The organism is Caballeronia sp. INML3B (assembly GCF_023631305.1).
Taxonomy (GTDB): Bacteria; Pseudomonadota; Gammaproteobacteria; order Burkholderiales; family Burkholderiaceae; genus Caballeronia; species Caballeronia turbans.
Genome location: NZ_JALQDI010000020.1, coordinates 1 through 21127 on the forward strand (window position 1 = coordinate 1; position 21127 = coordinate 21127).

Genomic DNA, 21127 nt, shown 5'->3' on the forward strand with positions numbered 1-21127 from the left:
CCCAAGAAAGACGCTAGATTACGAGACACCAGCTGAACGATTCCATCAAGCTATTGCATCGACCGGTTGAATCCGCCAGGTAGTCCGGACGCTGATTGTCTGACGCCGAGGGAATGGCCGATTTGGTGAGGTCGACAACGTCCGCTTTACGGTGCTCCAGTCCGCAAAACGCTGATTCGGTTGACTGACCGCTTTGCGGAGGGGCGTCTGACCGAAGTGGGTCGGTTTGCGTCCGTTCGCTCCTCAAACTCGTCGCTGGACAGCGGTAAGTGGAGTTCAGCTGCCCAGAAGCGCCCAATCGGCAGCGGCTCTTCCCAACCCCGAACAGCCGTTGAAAGTTCCCGAAGCCTACGTTTTAGGGCTGCGGAAGTCCCCCTGCGTAAAATGCGCTAGGCGAACGTAGCGCGTCGTCGCACGTGCGACAATTTGGTTTTCGCCTGCGCGCGCACCGCCCTTGAGCGCCTGCACCGCATCGGCACAGGTCGGGCCATCCGGGGCCATATATCATGAACCTGCAAACACCGGTCTTGCCCCCCGACTGGGTAAGGCGTGCCGAGTCGATAGAAGGCGTCGAGCGCATCGAAGCGTGGTTTCACGGCAGCGCGTATTCGATGCACCGCCACGACACCTACGCGATTGGCCGCACGCTCGCTGGCGTCCAAAGTTTCAACTATCGGCGCAGCCAGAGGAACAGCCTGCCGGGCAACACGCTCGTGCTGCATCCCGATGAGGCTCACGATGGCCAAGCGGGCACCGATGAGGGGTTCCAATACCGGATGGTCTACGTAGAACCCGCTCTCTTTCAGGAAGTGCTCGGCGGACGAGCACTGCCGTTCCTCGAAGGTGGCGTGACTACCGATCCGCGCCTTGCGGTTGCGACCGCAGCGTTGCTGCAGCATGTCGGCTATACGCTTGAGCCGCTTGAACAGAGCGATGCGCTTGCCGAATTGGCGAATGCCCTGGCCGCCGTCACCGGTACGCCTACACGAACAGCCAAAGGGGACTTCCTCGCTGCGCGGCGCGCACGCGACTATCTGCACGCGAACTGCTCGCGCGTTGTCACGCTCGACGAACTTGAAGCGGTGACGGGCCGCGATCGCTGGAGCCTGTCGCACGATTTTCGCAGGTTCTACGGCACGAGCCCGTATCGGTATCTGACGATGCGGCGCCTCGACGCAGTGCGCCACATGCTGCTCGCTGGCACCTCGCTCGCTTGCGCTGCTGCAGCCGCGGGTTTTGCTGATCAGAGTCATATGACGCGACACTTTTCGAAGACATTTGGACTGACGCCGGGGCGCTGGTTACAAGTCGCGGGCGGCGTTTTGCGCGGCTAAAAACACCACGATCGTTCAATACGACCGAAAGGAGTATGCGTATCCTCAACGCATCAACCTTTGAACGGAGAGAACGATGTCCCAATCCTCGAACCATCCCACCGCGCCGGTCACCCGCGGCCAGTGCCACACCATCGATCTGATGGGCAAGATCGCGCAGATTAACGATCACTGGCAACCGCGCGTTGTCGCTGAAATGAACGACTATCAATTCAAGGTCGTCAAAGTTGAAGACGACTTCGAGTGGCACCGACATGCCGATACCGACGAAGCGTTCATCGTCCTTGATGGCGAACTGCGTATCGATTTTCGGGCAGGGCCTTCAGGCGATGGTTCGATCGTATTACATGCCGGACAACTGGGAGTAGTTCCGAAGGGCGTCGAGCACAAGCCCTGTGCAAACGGAGAAGTTAAGCTGCTGCTTATCGAGCCGCGAGGTGTGGTGAACACGGGCGACGGCGCGACAAGCGAGCGTACTGTCGCAAACGACCAGTGGATTTGAGGCGGCCGCCGGGGTATGACCGGTGAGATGAGCGGACGGACACGGGCGATTCCTCGGGGGCGCGATTGTCGTGGATTTGAACCCGCCAGTTGAACGTCCGCTCGTTTCCGGGTCGAGGTAGTGCCGCCCGCGATTCGCTCGCCGGAGACCGTCCATTGAGCGTCGGCGGACGAGGCCTTGGATATTCAAATTGGAGGGTGACCTCGCCCGACCGCTGATGGCCCGCAAGTACGCATTGGCGCCGGTGTAACGCGCCATTTGCGGCCCGCGAGCTGCGGATGGCTGGAAGGCGGAGTACAGCAGCCTCAGCACGGCCAACCGCCGAAGCATCGCTATGGCCGACGATCTGCCGGAGGAAAGGAGTGGCCGACGGCCATTGTTCCTTTGAGGCGACCTCGCGTGAGGCTCAGCATCGGCCTCGTGGTTCGAAGAGCCGATTTTCAAATCGTCAAGTCAACGGTCTTCCGCCGCCGCAAGCCGCAAATGGCCGAAAAACGCGCCGCATCCGCCCTGATGCGCCGTAACGAGTAGCCATCCCGCGCGCGTATCAAAAGCTGCAGGCCAAAGCGACTAAAGAAGGTATTTCTGCGCCAACGCCTCATACAGCGGCGGGGCGAAGAGCCTCGACACCTGGCTCGAAATCAGCGCCGTGGCCATCAGCGACAGCACGAGCGCGTGACCGTTGATCATCTCGATGACGATCACGAATGCTGTAATCGGACTCTGCGTGACTGCGGCGAGATAGCCCACCATGCCCAGCGCGATCAGCATCGGCAATTGCATGCCGCCGAAAATCTGGTGAAGCGCGTTGCCGATGCCCGCTCCAATCGCGAGCGATGGCGCGAAAAGTCCGCCGGGCGCGCCGGGAAGATACGAACCGACCATCGACGCCATTTTCAGTAGCGGATAGCTCGCGCCGAGCCGCGAATTGCCTTCGAGCATACCGCGCGCTTCCGCATAGCCGCTGCCGAACGTATGACCGCCCGCTGCCACCCCGATCACGGCGATGAACAGGCCGCACATGGCGCCGAAAGCCACGGGATGCGACTGGCGCCAGCCGACCATTCGTGCCGGCATCCAGCGCTGCGTGTTCAGCAATAGCCAGCAGAACATCCCGCCAGCGATGCCCGTTACCGCGCCAAGCAGAACGACTGCGAGCGCGAGCGATTCGGGAAAATGCCCGTCCAGTTGAATGGTGCCGAAATAGGTGTAGTTGCCTTGCAGCGCGAGCGACACGATACCGGCAAAGATGATCGCCGTGATCAGCACGCCGCTGGTGCGCTGCTCGAAGCTGCGCGTGAGTTCCTCGATAGCGAACACCACGCCCGCGAGCGGCGCATTGAACGCAGCCGACAATCCGGCGGCCGCGCCCGCGAGCGCCAGCTTGCGCTCCATTGCGCCGCCGCGAAAGCTGCGCAAGCGCAACGGATAGAAGCGACGCAGGCTATACATGAGCGCCGCGCCGACGTGAATGGTCGGCCCTTCCCGCCCGATGGTGAAGCCCCCGAGAATCGACAGGAACGACAAGGCGATCTTGCCCACGAGAATCCGGATGGTGAGCAGCCGCGGCCCGAGCTCCCGCCCGTCATGCAGCGTCGCGATGACCTGCGGAATGCCACTGCCTTCCGACCCGGGAAAGAAGCGGCGCGTCACCCAGACGCCGAATGCGCCGATCGCCGGCGTGATCACCAGAGGCAACCACCAGCAGACGGCCGTGAAGCGTAGAAAGGTGTCGTATCCGAAGTCGATGAGCCGCGCGTACATGACCGCGACGAGCCCCGTCGCGACCGCGCCGAGCCAGAACACGCCGTAGTGCAGCCATAGCCGCCTGCCGCGCAATATCGTGCGTCGGTCGATGAATCCGGGGATGCGCATCGGAAAATGGAGAACTCGAATTTAAGGCACATTGTGACATAAATTCGATTCTTCCTTCGATGCGACCCGGCTCGTGTGTTATCGGCTCACTCTCGCCTGTCGTCGAAGACCCAGCCGAACGACCCATAGTGCGATTTGTGTTCCGCTGCCAGCCTGAGCAGACATCGCTCGCCTTTGGCTGTCAGATGCACCTGCACCTGTCGACGATCCGTCTTGTCGATCTTGCGCGTGACGAGGCCCGCAGTCTCGCATCGCGACACCAATGCAGCCGTTCCGTTGGGCGCGGCCTGCAATCGCTCCGCGAGTTCGCCGACAGTGGCCCACTTGCGCTCGGGGAATCCGCGAACGTGCAGGAGCAACTGATATTGAAGCGTGGTGATCCCGGCCGCATTGGAGATCTCTTCCGACACACGCAGGAATTTGCGTAGCTCGTAACGGAAGAGCGACATCGCTTCCAGATCGTGCTTGTGAGGAACTGCGGCTTTCTGCTTCGTGCTCGATGACATGGGCGGCCCTGATTCGACATTGACATGACGATCCGACCACGCGCATCGGATTTCGTCATTCGTGTTCGCGGATCATACCCAGTCCTGGAAACGCGGGCGTGCCGTGACGCCCGCTTCGCCTTACTGCGACATCGCGCCCGATGCGGGATGGTCCATGCCCATCGCGTCATGCTTCTTCATCTTGTCGCTCTTGCTCATCTTGTCGTGAGACATCTTGTCGTTGGACATGCTGTCTTTCTTCATCGCGTCGTGCGACATCGCGTCGTTGGACATCGTGCCGCTTGCCTGTGCGAACACGGCCGATGTGCCCATGGCCAGCGCCGCTGCGAGTACGGCCGTCATCAATCGCTTCATAGCTTCTCTCCTTGGTGAGTCAAACATGGCATCCGGACGATCCGGAACCGGTGGATGGTTCGGCGCTCAAGATCCGCCGAACCAGTTGTATCCCTGGTCGACCCAATAGCCGCCCGGATAGGTGTTGGTCACGAATATCTCGACGATGTGCTTCGGATTCTTGTAGCCGAGCTTGGTCGGCATGCGCAGCTTCATCGGATAGCCGTATTTCGCCGGAAGGCGCTGCCCGTCGTATTCGAACGTGAGAAGCGTCTGCTGATGCAGCGCCGTCGGCATGTCGATGCTTTCGTAGTAGTCGTCGGCGCAGCGGAAGCCGACGTACTTCGCCGTCGTGTCCGCGCCCACGCGCCGCAGGAACTCGGCGAACGGCGTGCCGCCCCAGCGCCCGATGGCGCTCCAGCCTTCGACGCAGATGTGCCGCGTAATCTGCTCTTCGTGAGGCAGCGCATATAACTCCGGCAACGTCCAGACGCGTTGTCCCGTCACAAGCCCGCTCACCTTCAAGCGATAGTCGCTGCCGTTCACTTCGGGTACGTCATCGATCCCATAGAAGGCGTTGAATGGAAACGGCCGCGTGAGTTGCGCTTCGGTGTAAGTCGGCGCGAGCCGCTTCGGATCGAAGAGCCACGCCTGCGCACGATCGTTCAGACGCGATACGGCGGTGAGGAGCGTGTTGACGGAGTCGTCGTCGGTGATCGAGCAGCCGGTCAGCAGAGCGAGCCCGCCCAAGGTCAGCATGCGCTTGCCGAACAAGCGCCGCGACGGCATATCGAGTTCGCGGCGCGCATCCGCCAGCACGGAAGCACGATCGACCGTGATGATTCGCTTGTCGTTGGATTTCATGGCGTGTTCCTCAAATGCATCAGCGGCCGCGCAGCATCGTCACGAGCGAGCGCGGCACGAGCGCGACCATCGTCACGTGCACGACGACGAACGCCGCCATCAATGCCATCGCGCAGAAGTGCACGACGCGCGCGTTGTCATAACCGCCCATCAGCTCGCGCAAGAGCGGAAACTGCACGGACTTCCAGATCGCGAGCCCCGAGAGCACGAGCACGATCAGATCGACGACGACCGCGAGGTAAGCGAGCTTCTGCACCGCGTTGTACTGGCGCAGATCGGCGTGCGCGAGCTTGCCGCTCAATGCGGCGATGAGATCGCGCAGCACGGCGCGCGGCGATAAAGGGAAGAACTTCGAGAAGAATCGGCCGCTCGCAACATTGAGCGCGACATAGACGATGCCGTTGAACACCAGCAGCCACATCGCCGCGAAATGCCACTGCAAGGCGCCGCCGAGCCATCCGCCGAGCGTGATCGACGGGGGAATGACGATGCCGCGGAACACCGGCGACGCGTCGTAAATGCGCCACCCGGAGAACATCATGATCAGCGCCGCGATCGCATTGAGCCAGTGCGTGACGCGCAACCAGAACGGATGGATCGGTGCATCGGGAGGCGAGCTTTCGCGCACTGGCGAAAGTGGCGGTCTCATCGCTTTCATATGGGTTACCTCGAAAGTCGAACTGAAGCTTGGTTACCGGTTAATTCGTCGCCTGGGCGTCGCTGGTTACAGCGCGCGAATGAACCGGCATCTTTTTGTGACCGATTCGGGAGAAACCCGCGAAACAGGCAGGCCATGCTGTAACGCGTGGAGGGAAAAGAACGAACTAACGAAAGGCACGAGGGAAACGACGAACATGAACCAGGACGGCGTCATTGCAGCGCATCACGGCTTCGGATACTGTGTAGCGACCGATGCAAAACGCAGCACGCCGCTCGCTTGCGCTGCGGCGTGCGAAATTTCGTCCCGTTGTCCCGCCCCTACAGGAACCATGTCGCACGATGCGGAAAGCCGGCTGAAAGCGTTGTTCATCAGCGGACTTGCAGGCGATCAGAACGCGTATCACAGCTTTCTGCAGGCTCTCACACGGCATCTGCGCGGCTATCTGCGAAAGCGCATTCCGCATCGTCTCGACGATGTCGAAGACCTCGTCCAGGAAATTCTGCTGGCGGTACATAACGCGCGACACACCTATCGGTCCGATGAGCCGTTGACGGCGTGGCTGCACGCGATCGCGCGCTACAAGCTGATGGACTTCTTCCGCTCCCACGCACGTCGCGAGTCGCTGAACGTCCCGCTCGACGATCATGAGGAACTGCTCGCCGCCGCCGACGACGAACCCGCGCAGGCGCGGCACGACATCGGCAAGCTGCTCGAGCATCTGCCGGACAAGCAACGTCTGCCGATCGTTCACATGAAACTCGAAGGGCTGTCGGTGACGGAAACCGCGCAGCTCACCGGTCTTTCCGAGTCGGCCGTCAAGGTGGGCGTGCATCGCGGACTCAAGGCGCTCGCGGCTAAAATCCGGGGATTGCGATGAACACCGACGAACTCATCTCCCTCCTTTCGAACCAGGTGACGCAGGTCGACCGTAGGGCCATCGCACGCCGGTTCGTTCAGGCGCTGCTGATCGGCGCAGCGGGCTCGCTGGTCCTGATGAGCATCGTGTTCGGCGTTCGTCACGATCTCGGCAGCGTCGCCGGTACGGGCATCTTCTGGGCGAAGCTGGCCTTTCCGCTGGCGGTCGCCATCGGCGCGCTGCTCGTCATCGCCCGGATCGGCCGGCCCGGCGCTCGTGCGGGATATGCGTGGGCGCTCGTGGCCTTGCCGTTCGCGGCGGTCTGGATCGCGGGCTGGATGATCGTCGACAACGCGGGCCCGAACGCGCGTGCCGCATTGGTGCTCGGTCAGACGTGGCGCACCTGCCCGTTCAATATCCTGCTTCTTTCGATGCCGACCTTTCCCGCTGCGATGTGGGCGATGCGATCGCTCGCGCCGACGCGACTGCGGCTTGCAGGCGCCGTCGTCGGCTTGCTGGCAAGCTCGACGGCGACGATCGTCTATTGCCTGCACTGCCCCGAAATGAGCCCGGCATTCTGGGGCGTGTGGTATGCGATCGGGATGCTGTTGCCCGCGCTCATCGGTGCGTGGACAGGCCCGCGATTTCTGCGCTGGTAGTGTGACCGCTATCCGACGACGCGTGCCCATGCCGCCCGAATGCGACGCCCGCGATCTTCGAGAAGATACGAAGCGAGCAGCGCCAGAAGTCCGGAGACGACGCCCGTCAGCACGTGCTCGACATAGGGCAGACGGTAACGGCTCGCGTGCGCATACGCATCGCCGATTGCAGTCAGCAAGCCGACGATCGCTGCATTGCCGTACCGGTTTTCGTAGAGCTTCGCGGCGGGCGTAAAAGTCAGAAGCACCGCCAGAAGCCCGGTGAAAAGTCCGGTCTTGAACGCTACGGTCCAGTGAGCCATGCTCGCGATATTGCTCCAGCTGCCCGGCATGCAGGTCATGCACGCGCTGGTCGGCTGCCAGAAACGCTGAACGAATAATCTGACCCGCCGCTTGAACTCGCTCGACATGATCGACACCCCTTCTCATTCGTCGATGAGATTCGACTGGCTTACGAGCGCGCGATCTATTGCTTCGAGCGCGTAAATGAAACCGGACTTCCGGCCTTCTTGCCTGATTCGCTGAAGCTCCTTAATCGAGGCAGCGTTCCGATCACCCTTTCCGTACGAGACCAGCGCCCGTGCGCGCCCCACGTAGAACGCTGAAAAGAGCGATGGCTCCCGGCGAGCGTATTCCTCCAGCGCCGCGGCATGATGCTCGGCCGCATCCCAGCGGCGCCGATCGATGCACGCTTCGATCGCGTCACGTCGAAAGAGAAAGTGATTGTGGCTCACCGCGCCGGCCGTGAGCAGCGCCTGCGCTTCCGCAAGCGCGCTTTCGAATACATCGATGTCGTCTGTCACGCGCGCAAGGACGCCCAGATAATGCGCGCCCAGATAGGCCATGCCCGTCTCCCGGCTGATCGACAAGGCCTCCGCGATATCGTCCAGCGCTTCGCGCCCGCGCCCCGCGATCCGATGCAGTTCCGCACGAAGCGCAAGCGCTTCGCCTTCGAATCTTTTCGACTTCAGTTCGCGCGCACATCGCAGCGCAGGTTCGACGTGCTCCCACGCACGATCCCATTCGGCGAGATCGTGCAGGCAGTGCCAGGCCGCGTGATGAGCAACGGCGAGCGCCCGAAGATGCCTCACCTTCTCGGCCGCGGCGACACTCGCGAGCGCGGCTTCCAGTCCGGCCTGTGTCTTGCCTGCGAACCACGCCGTGATGGCGCGCATGGGAAGATTGGCGACAGCGATACGTCCGAACCCGTGGCCTTCGCAGAGTTCGATGCAGCGGCGGAAGGCGTCGTGAGCACTGATCATCCGTCCGCGCATGTACTCGGCATCGCCAAGCCCGCCCAGCGCTGCCGCTTCCTGTTCGGCGTCGTGCGCCTCGCGCGCGAGTGCGAGACTGCGTCCATGTTCGCGCACGCAGCCCTCGATATCGCCGCGCGGAAAGCAGAGATTGCCGCGCAGGAAGTGAATGCGCGCCGCCTCGCGCTGAAAGCCCTGTGCGGCAGCGACGCCGGCGGCGAGATGGAGATCGGCCCATGCGCCGTCGAGATCGTCCGTGACGCGCTTGACCGTGGCGCGCCCGATCCACGCCTGGCAGCGCTGCGCGTCGGACACCGCGACCTCGAGCGCGGCTTCGAATGCCGCGAGCGCCGACCGCATGTCGCCGACATCGTGCAGGATATCGCCGCGAAGGCACTCGAGCGCGACGCGCTCGCTGCTCTCGCGCGCAAGCTGAAGGCCCCGTTCGACGAGCCGGAGCGCGGATTCATGGCGATGCGCCCTCGCCTGCGAGCGCGCCGCGTCGCAATAGGCGCGCGCCGCCTCGCTGTCCATTGCCCGATCGAGATGTTCGGCTCGCAGCAGCGGGTCACGTTCCGCATACCACTGCGCGGCGCGACGATGCAGCTCGCGACGCCGGCTTTTCAGCAAGCCGTCATAGACGGCGTCGCGAATGAGTGCGTGATGGAACAGGAATCCGGCACCCTGACGCCGCAGCAAAAGACTCGTCACGAGCGGCTCCAGTGCGGCGCCGGCGCCATCGACGAGATACTCGAGCGCGTCCTTCTCGAAGAGTTGACCGAGTACCGAGGCGGCCTGCAAGACTGTCCTGTCGACGGCGTGGAGCCGATCCATCCGCGCCTGCACGAGACTGCGCACCGTGCCCGGCACGCGGGTTTCGTCGCTTTCCTCCGCGTTGCCCAGCAGCTGCTCGAGAAACAGCGGATTGCCCGCCGCCCGCGCGATGCAGCGCGACGCGAGGTCCGCGGCCGCACCGGGAAACGATGCGGCCATCACGTGCGACTCGCTGACGCTGAGCGCAAGGAGATCGACGAGCGCGTACGGCGCGCCGGCCGCCGCGCGCCACGATTCATCGAACGCGTGGCCGGCGGGACGAGCGGTCAGCACCAGCACTGCCGGACACTGCGCCACGGTCGCCGACAGCCCGGCAAGGTCATTGAGCGTCGATCCATCCGACCAGTGGATGTCCTCGACGGACAATAGTCGAAGTTGCCGGCGGCTCGCGCGCTCGACCAGCCGGCTCACGACATGGCGCCGCCCGCCGGCGCGCGTCGCGTTGTCCATCGCTTCGTAGATTGCGCGATCTGCGAGTGACATCGGCACATCGGCGAGATCCTTCAGAAAAAGCGCGTCGCCGCGATCGATCAGGCCGTCGCCGATCGCGTGCTCGACGCCGCTCAGGCCGGCCTGCGCATCACTCGCGTCGTCGAGCGCCAGAAGCCCGCGCACGAGAGACTGCATCGCGCCCCGTCCGGTGGCGGCGCCGAAATCGAGCACGAGGCCGCCGTGGCAGAGAAAGCCCGCATCGCGCGCCTCGCGTTTGAGCTCATCGAGAAGGCGCGTCTTGCCGATTCCGGCCTCGCCGCGCAGTAGCACGGTGCGACCGGCGCCGCTCTCGCGACATGCCCCAAGCATCGCGCGAAGCTGGCGCAGTTCGTCAAGACGACCGACGAACGGCCGTCCCGGCGCACTGTGCAGGAGACCCGCGATACACCACGCCGAAACCGGCTCCGCGAAACCCTTGACGGAAAGCGCGCCGCGTCCGGCGCACTCGACGCGGCCGGCCAGCGCGCGCCGCACAGCCTCCGAAATCAGGATTTCCGCGGGCCCGGCCGCGTCGGTGAGACGCGAGGCGAGATTGACCGTCTCGCCGGTCACGGTGTACTCGCGATGCGCGGCGCTGCCCGTGCCGCTCGCGACGACCTCGCCGCCCGCAATGCCGATATGCACCGCGACCGAACGAGTGAGAACGCGCGACAGGGCGGGCATCGCGTCGCTGATCGCGAGCGCTGCCCGCACGGCGCGTTCCACATCGTTGCCGTGCGAAACCGGCGCGCCGAAAACCGCCATGATCGAGTCGCCGACATGCTTGTCGACGTAGCCTCCATGCTGCTCGACGATGCGATCGGCCGTCTCGAAGTATCGATCGAGCACGGCGACGATTTCTTCCGGATCGGCTTCCCGGCTCATTTTCGTGAAGCCGCACAGATCGGCGAAGAGCACCGCGACCTGCCGCCGTTCTCCTTTCGCCCCGTTCGGGCTCGTGCCCGCGTCTGCCGGGCCGGTGCGCGCGCGCAGTTCCGTCAGCGCATCGAGCAATTTCCGGCGATGCCCGACCGAAGCGATTCCAAGATCTTTCAGGTCGTCCGCGGTAAGGCTGCGCAGCACGTCGGCGTCGATGGCGTTCTCGGCGAACACCGTTTCGTACCGTTCCATTCCGAGGCTGCGCAGCCAGACGGCGACGTCCACGATATCTCCGGGCGAAGGAATCGAGTCACTTCAAAGATAGCATCTAGACCCCCGGAGACTCCGTCAATCGGCGGACCGATAGTGATTGAAACGATTAATGTCAAATCGCGAATACTGATTTGGGCGAATCAGGGTTTTTACCTACAACGCCGCGTCCTACACTGCCTCTCAACGACGAAGCAGTGGAGAGAAACCTCACCACCCGCGGCGTTCCCCAAAATCAGCATTCGGAGGTCATCATGTTCAAGTCCATCGTTCCCGCCATCGCCATCGCTGCCGTTCTCGCCGTTCCGGGTTTCGCCCAGGCGCGTGAAGACGGCCCGGTCACCCGCGCGCAAGTGCGCGCCGAACTGGTTCAACTCGAGCGCGCGGGCTACAACCCGGCGGCCGATCAGACGACCTACCCGGCCCAGATCCAGGCAGCACAAGCCCGTGTCGATGCGCAGCAAGGCGCCGCTGCGTCGTCCTTCGGCGGTGCAAGCGAAGGCGCATCGGCGTCGGGGCATGCGGGCCGGTCGAGCTTCCTCGACCGCATCGTCCGTCCGGAGGCGGCCAACCCGGTCGACTTCAATCGTCCGTAAGCCGCTTTTAGCGCAAGAACGCCCGGCCGCGCGCCGGGCTTTGCGCTTTCCAGACCGATGATTCGAGCCGTCCGGCCACCTTTCATCACCCTGTAATCCGTCGATTCGACGATGTTTTCAGACTCGGCGTTTTTCATCGGCCAGTCCGGCGGCACTACAATTTGTGTCTGTCGTTGACACATATTTTGGATCCGCTGCCTCATGCCCATGCCGTCCCTGCGCCTCGTTTTCGCCTCCCTCGGATTTCTCGCCCTCGCTGCCTGCGCTGGCCGCAGCGCGGTCACGCCGAGCTATCAGCAGGAGCTGTTCAGCACCGGCGCGAGCCCGTTCGCGCACAATTTCGACGCCACCGTCAACGAAACTTGCGAGGCCGCGCGCCGCGCGCTGCTGTCGCAAGGCTTTCTCACGACGATGGGCCAGCCCGACACCGTCGACGCGACCAAAAACTTTCAGCCGAGCGCCGAGACGCACGTCGTCGTGTCTTTCCATGTGGTGTGCACGCCTGGCGAGAACGCGACGAATCAGAGCATCGCGTATGTGAACGCCGTGCAGGACGGCTATGCGCTCAAGAAGAGCGATACGTCGGCGAGCGTCGGGTTGAGCGTGTTGGGGTCGCTGTCGCTGCCGATCCGCTCGAACAGCGACGCGATGGTCAAAATCTCGAGCGAGACCGTGCCCGCCGGCAAGTTCTACGACCGCTTCTTTTCCCTGATGGGCCACTATCTGAACACCGTGCCGCGCAGCGCGCCCGTCGCGGCGGACGAAGTGAAGAGCAAGCCGCTCGCGCCGTCGCTCATCGTCAACTCGCCCGAACTCACGCCGACACCGATCGTCGTGCAGACGCCCGCCGCTGCAACGGCGATCCAGGCATCGGATGCAGTCGCGGCCGGTGCGTCGGATGTGTCCGCGGCCGCGGCCGCAGCGCCAGCGGCGCCGCGAACCACCACGACTCAGTAAGCCGCGCGCCGCGTCAGTTCGGCACGTTGACGATGCCGCCCGCCGTCGTAATGGCGTTCGCGCCCGGATCAACGGCGATCGGCGGCAGATTGGGCGCCGTGAGCGCAGGCGCCGATCCCGCCTTGCCGCCGCGCGCCACCGTGCGCACCACCTGAGAAGGCGGCAGCGGCGCGTTGTTCTTCAGGTGATTCCACATCAGGTTGAGCGCCTGAATGTCGTAGTAGTGGACCGGAATGAAGCGCGTGTCGAAGCCCGCCACGCTCAGGAACGCGTCGAAGTGCTGGCCGTTCGTGATTTCATAGAGCGAAAGCTGGCTGTTGTTGCCCTCAGCCACCCGATTCGCGCCGAGATACGGCCGGGACGCATGGTTGATCGGCACGAGCGCATCGGCGCGGCCCTGCACGATGATCGCAGGCTTGCCGCGCAGGTTCGCGTTCACGCGGATCGCATTGACGTTGGCCACCATCGTCGCATTGCCGTTGGTCCACAGCGAGCGCAGGCATGCGGCGCCCGCGTAACTGGCATCGGGCGTCGCCAGGCGATGATCGGCCGCGCCCGCCGTCCCCGCGTTGTAAACCAGGTTGATGCCGTTCGTCGGCGGCACGCCGTTGCCGTTGCCGAAGAGCGTCGGCATCGGCGAGACGAGCGGCGCGACGCCCGCCGCGCCCGTTAGCGCGTTGGTCGTGCCGAAGCTGAAGTCGCACAGGTTGTCGAGCACGCTCGCCTTCATGTACGCGTCGGCATACGTGACGGCGACGGCCGGCACCGCTTGCGAGTCCCACATCGGCGCATGGAGCGTGTCGGAGTCGGTCTCGTAGCCGGCCTGATGCAACTGGTTGAGCGCGTCCGTGGCCTGCGCGACGGTATTGCCGCCCGCGACGAGCCCGCTCGCGGCGAGCGTCGCGCACCGCGCCGTGCGGATCGCGTTCGTGGTCGCCACGGGCAACGTCGTCAGATACGGCGCGCCGGCTGCGGCGGGCGCGAGCGCCGCGCAGGGCTGAAGCAGATTGGCGAGCGTCATGTAATCCGCGAGCGGCCGCCCGAACGAGCCGACCGGCACGCCGCCCTGCCGCACCGAGACTTGCGACGGCAGATTCAGATTGATCTGCGGCTCGCCGACGACGACCGCCGTGATCCAGCCATCGGTGTCCTGCTCCGCCGCCGCCAGCGATGCGCCGCCGCCGTTGCTCACCGATGCCGCGATCGTCGTGATGCTGCCTTTGCTGTAGCGCACCTGATGCGTCGAGCCGCTGACCGGGCCGAACATGTCGTTGAGCGCCCAGTATGCAAACTGGATCGCCTGCAGCGTGTTCTTGCCCCAGTCCTTTTCCGGGTTCTGTTGCGAATGCGCGTGCTTGTACGCGTAGCGGTTCGGGAAGGCCGAATTGAACGACGACAGCGCCGATGCGCTCGCGTTCGCCTTGAAGATCGCCTTCGTCCCGGCAATGTCGGCGTTCGCGAGCGTGCCGTCGATCAGCGTGACGAGATTGGTCGACAGTTCGTGGCCGCCGTTGCCGCTGCCCTTGTCGTTATAGGCCACCGCGCAGCCGCGCTTCAGGCCCCACTCGCCTGCCGCCGAAATCGCACCGTAGACGCCGCGCGACCCCGACGACGTCGCCGTGACGATGCAAGGCTGATCCGGGTTGAAGCTCTGCGGGATCTGCACGAGCAGGCTGACGTTCTGCGTGCCGCTGCCGTCATCCGCGTAGGCGATGTATTCCTTGCCCGGGATCTTCCCCTCGCCGAGCGTGTCGTTGCCGTTCAGATCGACGTTCGGCCCCCAGAAGCGCCCGTAGCCGCCGTTCGACGACATGTCGACGAGCGCGCGGTAGTTCGAATAGATCGCGAGGCGGCGCAGTTCGGCGGCCGTCGGCGCCGCCGGCTTGGCGAGCGCGGGCGCGGTCGCCGACGCGAGGCCCGTCTTGCCGAGACCGGCCGTGAGCAGGTCGTCCGAGACGCCGTCGTAAGTCTGCGTATTGACCGAGCCGGAGATGAAGCTCGGCAAGGTGTTGGTCGGCTGGCTGCTGCCGTTGTCGTCATCGCCGCCGTGGCATGCGGCGAGCGCCAGTGCGGCGAGCGCCGCCAGCGCGACAGTGCGCGGCATGTGCTGCAAAGTCTGCAACCTCTGGGTACGCGCGAATCTTTTCATTGTGGGTCTCCGCCATACGTTCCGATGAGTGGTGCAACCTGAGAGGGCAACACGTCCGCGAGGCTCGCGTGCGCGCCGCGCGGCCGTTGGTGCAAGTATCGCGCCTTATCCGCCGGCGGTCTTGGCCAAATTCACGCCGCGGCAGCGAAAGCGCCAAACGACAACGGGCTCCGGCAGCAAAGCCGGAGCCCGTTTGAACGCTCGCTTGACGAGCGAAAGCCGGCGGCATCGTGCGACGTCGCCGGCTTTCTGTAACTCGTGTTACTGCCCGCCGCCTTGCACGCCGAGGGTGAGCTTATTGGAGACCGACTTCACACCCGGCACGCCCTTTGTCACTTCTTCGGCCTGGGCGATCTGGCCGCCTTCCGGCACCGTGCCCGTCAGCGTCACCGCGCCGCTGCGCGCGCGCACGAACACGTTCGACACATCGAAGCCCTGCGCCTTCGACAGCGCGCGGCGCACGTCGTAGCCGAGCTTGCGGTCGGTCTTCTTGGTCGCGGATTTCTGAGCCTTCGCCTGCGCCGCCGAGTCGGTGCTCGTGGCCGCCGCGTCGCTCGATTGGGCATAGGCGCTCGATGCCACGGCCACGCACACCACCACGCCCAGCGCCTTCAACAGATCGACTGCTTTCATGATTTCTCCTTTTGTTTCGCTTGTTGACTTCGCACAGTTGCTACTTCGCTCGTTTTTGCACTACAAAACCGGACCGCATTCCCAGCGGCTGGGCTACGACATCGAGCGGCTGCCCGTGGCCACGCGCGCCCGGGGCCTGAAACGGCGCGCGGGCATGACGGCGGCGAGCCGGCGAATGCGGCTCACGGTGCTGCGAGAGACTGGCGAAAGAAACAAACTGCGGCCGGTTGGTCGGGCGGAAAAACCCCGTCGGCTCGAATATGACCTGCCGCATGGCGGCTGACTGGCGCGGCTCACGAACCCACATTCCGGGCTGCGGCCCGCGAAAAGCCTTGTCGTGCGGCGGCGAACGTCAATTTAGCCCAGCGCGGCCATTAGCGCAAAGCATTTAACAATGCGACCTTCCGCGAAGCCGCGCACGCGCAACAGCACCGCCTGCGCCGACACACGTCCGTCACAGTCCGCACGCGCCGCGCGGCCCGCCGGAGGCCGATCCATCTCCTGTACCATCGACGCCATGCCGGCCGCCCGGACGCGCCGCTCGCGCGCCAGCCGAACCCGTTCGTGGAAATGACCGCGCATCGCGATCGGTTAAGCTCGCGGGCACGCAGTTTTACGATTACCGACGAGATGACCCACCCTTCAGGAAACAATCCGGGCACCGATCCGGACGTCCCACCGGCACGCAAGCCGCAGCAGCGGATCGTCGCACGCTTCGTCGCGATATCCTGGCGCGACCTCGCGCTCACCTTCGGCCCGATCCTGCTCGTCTGCGCGGCCGCGCTCTATGTCGCCGTGCGGCTGATCCAGCCCGCGCCGCCGAGCACGCTGACCATCGCCGCCGGGCCGAAAGGCAGTTCGTTCTGGACCAGCGCGCAAAAATACAAGGCGATCCTCGCGCGCAACCGCGTGACGCTCAACGTGCTCGAGACGCAAGGCTCGCTCGACAACCTGACCCGTCTCGACGATTCGAAATCGAACGTCGACGTGGGTTTCGTACAGGGTGGCCTGACCAAGCCGGGCACGACGCACGACAACCTGGAATCGCTCGGCAGCGTGTCCTATGTGCCGCTCGCGGTGTTCTATCGCGGCGCGACAGTCGTCAGCCGATTGTCGGAGCTGAAGGGCAAGCGGCTCGCGATCGGCGCGGAAGGCAGCGGCACGCGCGTGCTCGCGCTCACGCTCCTGAAGGCGAACGGCATCGAACCGGGCGGCGACACGGAGCTGCTGCCGCTCGCCGGCGACGACGCCGCGAAAGCGCTCGAAGACGGCCGCGTCGACGCCGTTTTCCTGACAGGCGACTCCGCCCAGCCGCCGACGATGGCGAAACTCTTGCGCTCGCCGGGCATCCGCTTCATGGATTTCGTCCAGGCCGATGCGTACGCGCGCCGCTTTCCGTACCTGACGGAAATCGAGCTGCCGATGGGCGCCTTCGACTTCTCCCGCAACCTGCCGCCGCGTCCGGTCCACATGATCGCGCCCACAGCCGAACTGGTTGCGCGCGACAGCCTGCATCCGGCGCTCTCCGACCTGCTGATCGAAGCCGCGCGCGAGGTGCACGGGCGCGCCAATCTGCTGCAGCGGGCCAACGAATTCCCCGCGCCGCTCGTGCACGAATTTCGCATCAGCGACAACGCCGAGCGGTATTACAAATCGGGTAAGAGCTTCCTCTACCGCACGCTGCCGTTCTGGCTCGCGAGTCTCGCGGATCGCGTGCTCGTCGTGCTGCTGCCGCTCATCGTGGTGCTGATTCCGGGCTTGCGGCTCGTGCCGGGGCTGTATCGCTGGCGCGTGAAATCGCGAATCTATCGCTGGTATGGCGCGCTCATTGCAATAGAGCGGGAAGCGATCAGCGGCCCCGATACCGCCCAGCGCGATGCCCTGCTCGACCGCATCGACGCGATCGAAACGGCCGTGAATCGCATGAAGATGCCGCTCGCGTTCGCGGATCAGTTCTACGTGCTGCGCGAGCACATCGGCTTCGTGCGGCAGCGGCTCGCGCATGTGCCCGTCGCGCCGCCCGACGAAGCCCCCGCGCGCGACGTGGCGCAACCGGACGCGTCCGTTGTCGCTTCGCGGGCAGACACGGAACAAGGCAGCACGTAATATCTATTGGAGGAACGCAAGAACGGGATGCAACGCCGCGCGCGTCGCATCCGCCATGCAGGACACGACAAAAAACGAACAGATGAGGCTCAGGCGCGCGTTTGCGCGAGCAAAGCCAAGGAATCTCAGGGAGAAGGGAACATGAGTGCCCCGCATTCGACCAGTACTGGTCATCCGTACTTTTTCTTCGACTTCATTTCGCCGTTTTCGTACTTGCTGCTCGAACAGCATGAAAAATGGCCGGACATGCCGTTCGAGCTCGTCCCCGTCCAGTTGATGAAGCTGCTCGACCGCTGGGGCCAGCCCCACGCCGCGACGATTCCCTCCAAACGCGTCTTCACCTACCGGCACGCGCTGTTCCGCGCGGAACAACTGGGCATTCCGTTCAGGATGCCGCCCGCGCATCCGTTCGACCCCAGCAAGGCACTGCGGCTCGCCGTGCTGGCGAACGGCGAGATCGGCCGCGTGCGCGAGATCTTTCGCTACATCTGGCGCGAGGGGCGCGATCCCTCCACGCCGGAGGGCTTTCGCGGATTGTGCGAGCGCGTCGGCATGCCGGACGGCGAAACGCGCATCGAGGACGAGGACGTCAAGGCGAAGCTGCGCGACAACAACGACCGCGCGGTGGCGATGGGCGTGTTCGGCGTGCCGACCTTCCTCGTCAACGATCAGATCTTCTGGGGCGAGGACACGCTGCCGATGGTGCTCTATGTCGCGCGCTCGCCGAACTGGCTCGACGGCGCGGAAGTGAAGCGCATCAGCGCGCTGCCGATCGCGCCGCGAGATGCCGATTTCGGTTGATGCTGGCCGGGTCGGCGCTCGCGCCTATGCCGTGCATAGCGCGCTCGCTATGGTGTCAAAAACGGATAAGCGTTTAACTTCGGGTGAGGGTTCGCGAGTTCGCGCCCGTGCAACCCGAATTCAACCGTTTCGCAAGCCATGAACGATCCCGCCGACTCACTCGACATCTGGCTCATCCGTGTGCTGCGCACCCTGCTGCTGGAGCGCAGCGTGACGCAGACCGCGCAACGGCTGAACCAGACGCAGCCGGCGATCAGCACCGCGTTGCGCCGCCTGCGCGAAATCCTGAACGATCCGATTCTCGTGCGCGGCAAGCAGGGCATGGTGCCGACCGAGTACGGCGAATCGCTGCTCGCGCCGGCGCAACGCGCATTGCGCGAAGTGGAATTCGTCGCGACGCCGCACGGCGATTTCGATCCGGCAAGCTCGCGCCGCACCTTTCGCGTCGCCGCGCCGGATTATCTGAACGATTTCTTCATGCCGACGCTCGTCGCGGCTTTTCGCGACGCGGCGCCCAACGCGCGTCTGGAGATCGAGTCGCTCACACCGATGCGCGACCACGAGCGCATGCTCGACGAAGGCGAAATCGATCTGATGGTCGCCAACTGGACGAAGCCCGAGCCGCGCTTCGAACGCCAGGATCTGTTCACCGACGTATTCGTCTGCCTGATGCGCGCGAACCATCCGCTCGCGCGCGAGCCGCTGACGGTGGAACGCTATGCCCTCGCCTCGCATCTCGCGCCGACGCCGTATAGCGGCGGCAGGCGGCATCCGATCGACGTCGGCCTTTCGCGCGCGGGCATCGAGCGGCGCATCGTCACGACGATTCCCTACTTCGGACTCGTGCCGCAGGTGCTTTTGCAGTCGGACCTCATCTTCACCGCGCCGCGCCGGTTCGCGCAGCACTATGCGGCGATGCTGCCGCTCGCGGTGCTCGACTCGCCGGTGCCGTTTCCGCGCATCAAGTGCTATCAGCTTTCGGTGCCGCAGCCCGATCAGCCGACGGATGTCGCGTGGCTGCGCACGCTGATGTCGACCGTGTCCGATTCGCTCACCCGCAAGAAGGCCGTGGCGGCGCCCTCGGGAGAGGAGACCCGCGAACTGGGCGAACTCGCGAAGTAGCGCACGCCCCGCGGGACTTCGGTACTATCCGGAACGACACCTCGCCGGCCCGCTCACATGGACGCACTCGACAAACTGATCCAGCTTGCGCACCTCTCCGGCGCGCTCGATCTGCGCTGCCTGCTGAGCGGTCCGCTGGAACTCGATCACGCGCCCGCGCCCGCTGGCGAAGCGGTGTATCACGTCGTGCTCGATGGCGCGTGCACGGTGCTTCGAAAGGGTCATGCGCCGCTCGAACTGCGGGCAGGCGACATCTTCTTCTTGCCGCGCGGCGACGCGCACGTGCTGAGCATTCAGCCTCGTGAAAACGGGGCGGCGAAGACGGAGATCAACGTGCGCCACAACGGCGCGGTCACCGAGCAAAGCAATTGCGGCGGGCAGCCCCCGGGCGTGGACTTGCTGTGCGGTCGATTTCTCTATGCGCCGCGCGCCCTGCTGATCGACGTGTTGCCGGATGTCGTGCATGTGTCGTTCGCGAATGCATCGGCGACTTACCTCGCGCCGCTCGTCCAGACGATGCGCCGCGAGGCGGAAGAGGCGCAACTGGGCGCGCCGTCGATCGTCACGGCCCTGTCTACCGCACTCTTCACGATGGTGTTGCGCGCCTGGCTCGACGGGCAGCCCTCGCTCGCGGGCGTGCTCGGACTGCTTGCGAACCGGCGGCTGGGCGCGTCGATCATCGCGATGCTGGAGCGCCCCGCCGAACCGTGGACACTCGAAATGCTGGCCAAGGAAGCGGCCATGTCGCGCGCGACGTTCATGCGCGCGTTCTCGGCGCGCTCCGATAGCTCGCCGCTCGCCTTGCTGAGTCACGTGCGCATGCAGCTCGCGAGCACGATGCTCACGCATACGAAAAAGAGCATCGCGGATGTCGCGGCGGATGTGGGGTATCAATCCGAGGCGGCGTTTTCGAAGCGTTTCAAGGAGCTTTACGGGGTGGCGCCGGGGAGGTTTCGGGCGGCGAACGGGTTGGGCTGAGTCAGCGGAAATCGGAGCGGTAATACGCGTGGTGATCCTCGGCAGCATCGTGCTGCGCGGCGGGCGCCGCGATTTCGCTTGCGGCGGACGCCGGCGCATCGTGCTCGACGAATTCCGTCGCCTGGCCGAGGTTCGATTCGCTTACATAGATGCCGTGTGAAAGAAAGTAGCCGCGCAGCGCGCTCACGACGCGCTCCTGCACGCACATTCTGAATTCGAGCGATGCCGATTGCCTGCGCGACGGCTGCCGCGCGCCTTTCGTTCTCAGATTGGTGACGTGGTAGATGCCGGTGCCCGGAATGCTCGTCGTGATGCGGCCGCGCGTGTTGTAGGTGAACCCTTTTACGCCGATCGAGGTGCTGATCCCGCTCTTGCTCAGATTGACCGCACGCCGGGCAATATCTTGATGCTCTCGCGAAAACCGAACCCCATCACTGCTTCCCTTACTCAAATCGTCGATTCCGACATGTCAGGGATGCGGGTTGAGC

General features: G+C 64.5%; 21 protein-coding genes. 11 read left to right on the top strand and 10 right to left on the bottom strand.

The genetic code is table 11. The annotated features are described in order from the left end of the window. Positions 1–506: 506 nt before the first annotated feature. Together NCS58_RS11665 and NCS58_RS11670 are read left to right on the top strand one after the other, a co-directional pair. Positions 507–1334 carry an AraC family transcriptional regulator gene (locus tag NCS58_RS11665; RefSeq protein WP_250477021.1) on the top strand — a complete coding sequence of 276 codons (828 nt, stop codon included), beginning with the start codon at positions 507–509 and terminating at the stop codon, positions 1332–1334. 76 nt (positions 1335–1410) lie between these two features. After that, complete coding sequence (locus NCS58_RS11670) at positions 1411–1836, top strand: cupin domain-containing protein (RefSeq protein WP_250538478.1); 426 nt, start codon at positions 1411–1413, stop codon at positions 1834–1836. 570 nt (positions 1837–2406) lie between these two features. Here the strand turns inward: NCS58_RS11670 and NCS58_RS11675 are convergent. The 5 genes from NCS58_RS11675 to NCS58_RS11695 all read right to left on the bottom strand — a co-directional run bounded on the left by NCS58_RS11675 (position 2407) and on the right by NCS58_RS11695 (position 6072). After that, the gene (locus NCS58_RS11675) at positions 2407–3711 is read right to left on the bottom strand and encodes a chloride channel protein (RefSeq protein WP_061119357.1); all 1305 of its coding nucleotides are present in this window, start codon (positions 3709–3711) and stop codon (positions 2407–2409) included. Positions 3712–3797: 86 nt separating this feature from the next. Next, positions 3798–4217, bottom strand: coding sequence for a MarR family winged helix-turn-helix transcriptional regulator (locus NCS58_RS11680; RefSeq protein ID WP_061119358.1), 420 nt, complete (start codon positions 4215–4217; stop codon positions 3798–3800). A 120-nt stretch (positions 4218–4337) separates the two neighbouring features. Continuing rightward, a complete protein-coding gene (locus NCS58_RS11685) occupies positions 4338–4571 on the bottom strand; it encodes a pentapeptide MXKDX repeat protein (RefSeq protein ID WP_061119359.1) in 234 nt (77 codons plus the stop codon). Between the two features lie 66 nt (positions 4572–4637). Beyond that, positions 4638–5414, bottom strand: coding sequence for a molybdopterin-dependent oxidoreductase (locus NCS58_RS11690; RefSeq protein WP_250538479.1), 777 nt, complete (start codon positions 5412–5414; stop codon positions 4638–4640). A 19-nt stretch (positions 5415–5433) separates the two neighbouring features. Then, positions 5434–6072 carry a cytochrome b/b6 domain-containing protein gene (locus NCS58_RS11695; protein ID WP_250477023.1) on the bottom strand — a complete coding sequence of 213 codons (639 nt, stop codon included), beginning with the start codon at positions 6070–6072 and terminating at the stop codon, positions 5434–5436. A 331-nt stretch (positions 6073–6403) separates the two neighbouring features. Between NCS58_RS11695 and NCS58_RS11700 the strand changes: the two genes are divergently transcribed. After that, complete coding sequence (locus NCS58_RS11700; protein ID WP_061119362.1) at positions 6404–6952, top strand: sigma-70 family RNA polymerase sigma factor; 549 nt, start codon at positions 6404–6406, stop codon at positions 6950–6952. Continuing rightward, entirely contained in the window at positions 6949–7590 is a 642-nt protein-coding gene (locus NCS58_RS11705) for a DUF1109 domain-containing protein (protein WP_061119363.1), read from the top strand. The genes NCS58_RS11700 and NCS58_RS11705 overlap by 4 nt, the downstream gene beginning before the upstream one ends. Before the next feature lie 8 nt (positions 7591–7598). Here NCS58_RS11705 and NCS58_RS11710 read toward each other — a convergent pair whose 3' ends face one another. Further along, a complete protein-coding gene (locus NCS58_RS11710) occupies positions 7599–8000 on the bottom strand; it encodes a hypothetical protein (protein WP_061119436.1) in 402 nt (133 codons plus the stop codon). Positions 8001–8015: 15 nt separating this feature from the next. Next, the gene (locus NCS58_RS11715; RefSeq protein WP_250538480.1) at positions 8016–11312 is read right to left on the bottom strand and encodes an adenylate/guanylate cyclase domain-containing protein; all 3297 of its coding nucleotides are present in this window, start codon (positions 11310–11312) and stop codon (positions 8016–8018) included. Positions 11313–11551: 239 nt separating this feature from the next. Here NCS58_RS11715 and NCS58_RS11720 point away from each other — a divergent pair, with 239 nt between their 5' ends. Together NCS58_RS11720 and NCS58_RS11725 are read left to right on the top strand one after the other, a co-directional pair. Further along, the gene (locus NCS58_RS11720; RefSeq protein ID WP_250477026.1) at positions 11552–11893 is read left to right on the top strand and encodes a DUF4148 domain-containing protein; all 342 of its coding nucleotides are present in this window, start codon (positions 11552–11554) and stop codon (positions 11891–11893) included. 201 nt (positions 11894–12094) lie between these two features. Continuing rightward, complete coding sequence (locus NCS58_RS11725; RefSeq protein WP_061119366.1) at positions 12095–12850, top strand: DUF2242 domain-containing protein; 756 nt, start codon at positions 12095–12097, stop codon at positions 12848–12850. A gap of 13 nt (positions 12851–12863) precedes the next feature. Here NCS58_RS11725 and NCS58_RS11730 read toward each other — a convergent pair whose 3' ends face one another. Then, the gene (locus tag NCS58_RS11730; protein ID WP_250538493.1) at positions 12864–14954 is read right to left on the bottom strand and encodes a D-(-)-3-hydroxybutyrate oligomer hydrolase; all 2091 of its coding nucleotides are present in this window, start codon (positions 14952–14954) and stop codon (positions 12864–12866) included. Positions 14955–15260: 306 nt separating this feature from the next. Beyond that, the gene (locus tag NCS58_RS11735; RefSeq protein WP_061119368.1) at positions 15261–15632 is read right to left on the bottom strand and encodes a BON domain-containing protein; all 372 of its coding nucleotides are present in this window, start codon (positions 15630–15632) and stop codon (positions 15261–15263) included. Between NCS58_RS11735 and NCS58_RS11740 the strand changes: the two genes are divergently transcribed. The 5 genes from NCS58_RS11740 to NCS58_RS11760 all read left to right on the top strand — a co-directional run bounded on the left by NCS58_RS11740 (position 15631) and on the right by NCS58_RS11760 (position 20639). Further along, positions 15631–15915: a hypothetical protein gene (locus NCS58_RS11740; RefSeq protein ID WP_061119369.1), complete on the top strand. Its 285-nt coding sequence runs from the start codon at positions 15631–15633 to the stop codon at positions 15913–15915. The two genes, NCS58_RS11735 and NCS58_RS11740, sit on opposite strands and share 2 nt — an antisense overlap. A gap of 347 nt (positions 15916–16262) precedes the next feature. Beyond that, entirely contained in the window at positions 16263–17738 is a 1476-nt protein-coding gene (locus NCS58_RS11745; RefSeq protein WP_250538481.1) for a TAXI family TRAP transporter solute-binding subunit, read from the top strand. 141 nt (positions 17739–17879) lie between these two features. Then, on the top strand, positions 17880–18539 hold the full coding sequence (locus NCS58_RS11750; RefSeq protein ID WP_061119372.1) for a 2-hydroxychromene-2-carboxylate isomerase: 660 nt from the start codon (positions 17880–17882) through the stop codon (positions 18537–18539). A 138-nt stretch (positions 18540–18677) separates the two neighbouring features. Beyond that, positions 18678–19661 carry a LysR family transcriptional regulator gene (locus NCS58_RS11755; protein ID WP_250538482.1) on the top strand — a complete coding sequence of 328 codons (984 nt, stop codon included), beginning with the start codon at positions 18678–18680 and terminating at the stop codon, positions 19659–19661. Between the two features lie 57 nt (positions 19662–19718). Continuing rightward, entirely contained in the window at positions 19719–20639 is a 921-nt protein-coding gene (locus NCS58_RS11760) for an AraC family transcriptional regulator (RefSeq protein ID WP_250538483.1), read from the top strand. A 1-nt stretch (position 20640) separates the two neighbouring features. On the opposite strand, the gene NCS58_RS11765 is transcribed toward NCS58_RS11760, so the two are convergent. Next, positions 20641–21090, bottom strand: coding sequence for a DUF4236 domain-containing protein (locus NCS58_RS11765; protein ID WP_250538484.1), 450 nt, complete (start codon positions 21088–21090; stop codon positions 20641–20643). Positions 21091–21127 lie beyond the last annotated feature (37 nt).

Coding starts and splice junctions, on each gene's coding strand:
- NCS58_RS11665 (WP_250477021.1), top strand. CDS start 507: ATGAACCTGCAAACACCGGTCTTGCCCCCCGACTGGGTAAGGCGTGCC.
- NCS58_RS11670 (WP_250538478.1), top strand. CDS start 1,411: ATGTCCCAATCCTCGAACCATCCCACCGCGCCGGTCACCCGCGGCCAG.
- NCS58_RS11675 (WP_061119357.1), bottom strand. CDS start 3,711: ATGCGCATCCCCGGATTCATCGACCGACGCACGATATTGCGCGGCAGG.
- NCS58_RS11680 (WP_061119358.1), bottom strand. CDS start 4,217: ATGTCATCGAGCACGAAGCAGAAAGCCGCAGTTCCTCACAAGCACGAT.
- NCS58_RS11685 (WP_061119359.1), bottom strand. CDS start 4,571: ATGAAGCGATTGATGACGGCCGTACTCGCAGCGGCGCTGGCCATGGGC.
- NCS58_RS11690 (WP_250538479.1), bottom strand. CDS start 5,414: ATGAAATCCAACGACAAGCGAATCATCACGGTCGATCGTGCTTCCGTG.
- NCS58_RS11695 (WP_250477023.1), bottom strand. CDS start 6,072: ATGAAAGCGATGAGACCGCCACTTTCGCCAGTGCGCGAAAGCTCGCCT.
- NCS58_RS11700 (WP_061119362.1), top strand. CDS start 6,404: ATGTCGCACGATGCGGAAAGCCGGCTGAAAGCGTTGTTCATCAGCGGA.
- NCS58_RS11705 (WP_061119363.1), top strand. CDS start 6,949: ATGAACACCGACGAACTCATCTCCCTCCTTTCGAACCAGGTGACGCAG.
- NCS58_RS11710 (WP_061119436.1), bottom strand. CDS start 8,000: ATGTCGAGCGAGTTCAAGCGGCGGGTCAGATTATTCGTTCAGCGTTTC.
- NCS58_RS11720 (WP_250477026.1), top strand. CDS start 11,552: ATGTTCAAGTCCATCGTTCCCGCCATCGCCATCGCTGCCGTTCTCGCC.
- NCS58_RS11725 (WP_061119366.1), top strand. CDS start 12,095: ATGCCCATGCCGTCCCTGCGCCTCGTTTTCGCCTCCCTCGGATTTCTC.
- NCS58_RS11730 (WP_250538493.1), bottom strand. CDS start 14,954: ATGCCGCGCACTGTCGCGCTGGCGGCGCTCGCCGCACTGGCGCTCGCC.
- NCS58_RS11740 (WP_061119369.1), top strand. CDS start 15,631: ATGATTTCTCCTTTTGTTTCGCTTGTTGACTTCGCACAGTTGCTACTT.
- NCS58_RS11735 (WP_061119368.1), bottom strand. CDS start 15,632: ATGAAAGCAGTCGATCTGTTGAAGGCGCTGGGCGTGGTGGTGTGCGTG.
- NCS58_RS11745 (WP_250538481.1), top strand. CDS start 16,263: ATGACCCACCCTTCAGGAAACAATCCGGGCACCGATCCGGACGTCCCA.
- NCS58_RS11750 (WP_061119372.1), top strand. CDS start 17,880: ATGAGTGCCCCGCATTCGACCAGTACTGGTCATCCGTACTTTTTCTTC.
- NCS58_RS11755 (WP_250538482.1), top strand. CDS start 18,678: ATGAACGATCCCGCCGACTCACTCGACATCTGGCTCATCCGTGTGCTG.
- NCS58_RS11760 (WP_250538483.1), top strand. CDS start 19,719: ATGGACGCACTCGACAAACTGATCCAGCTTGCGCACCTCTCCGGCGCG.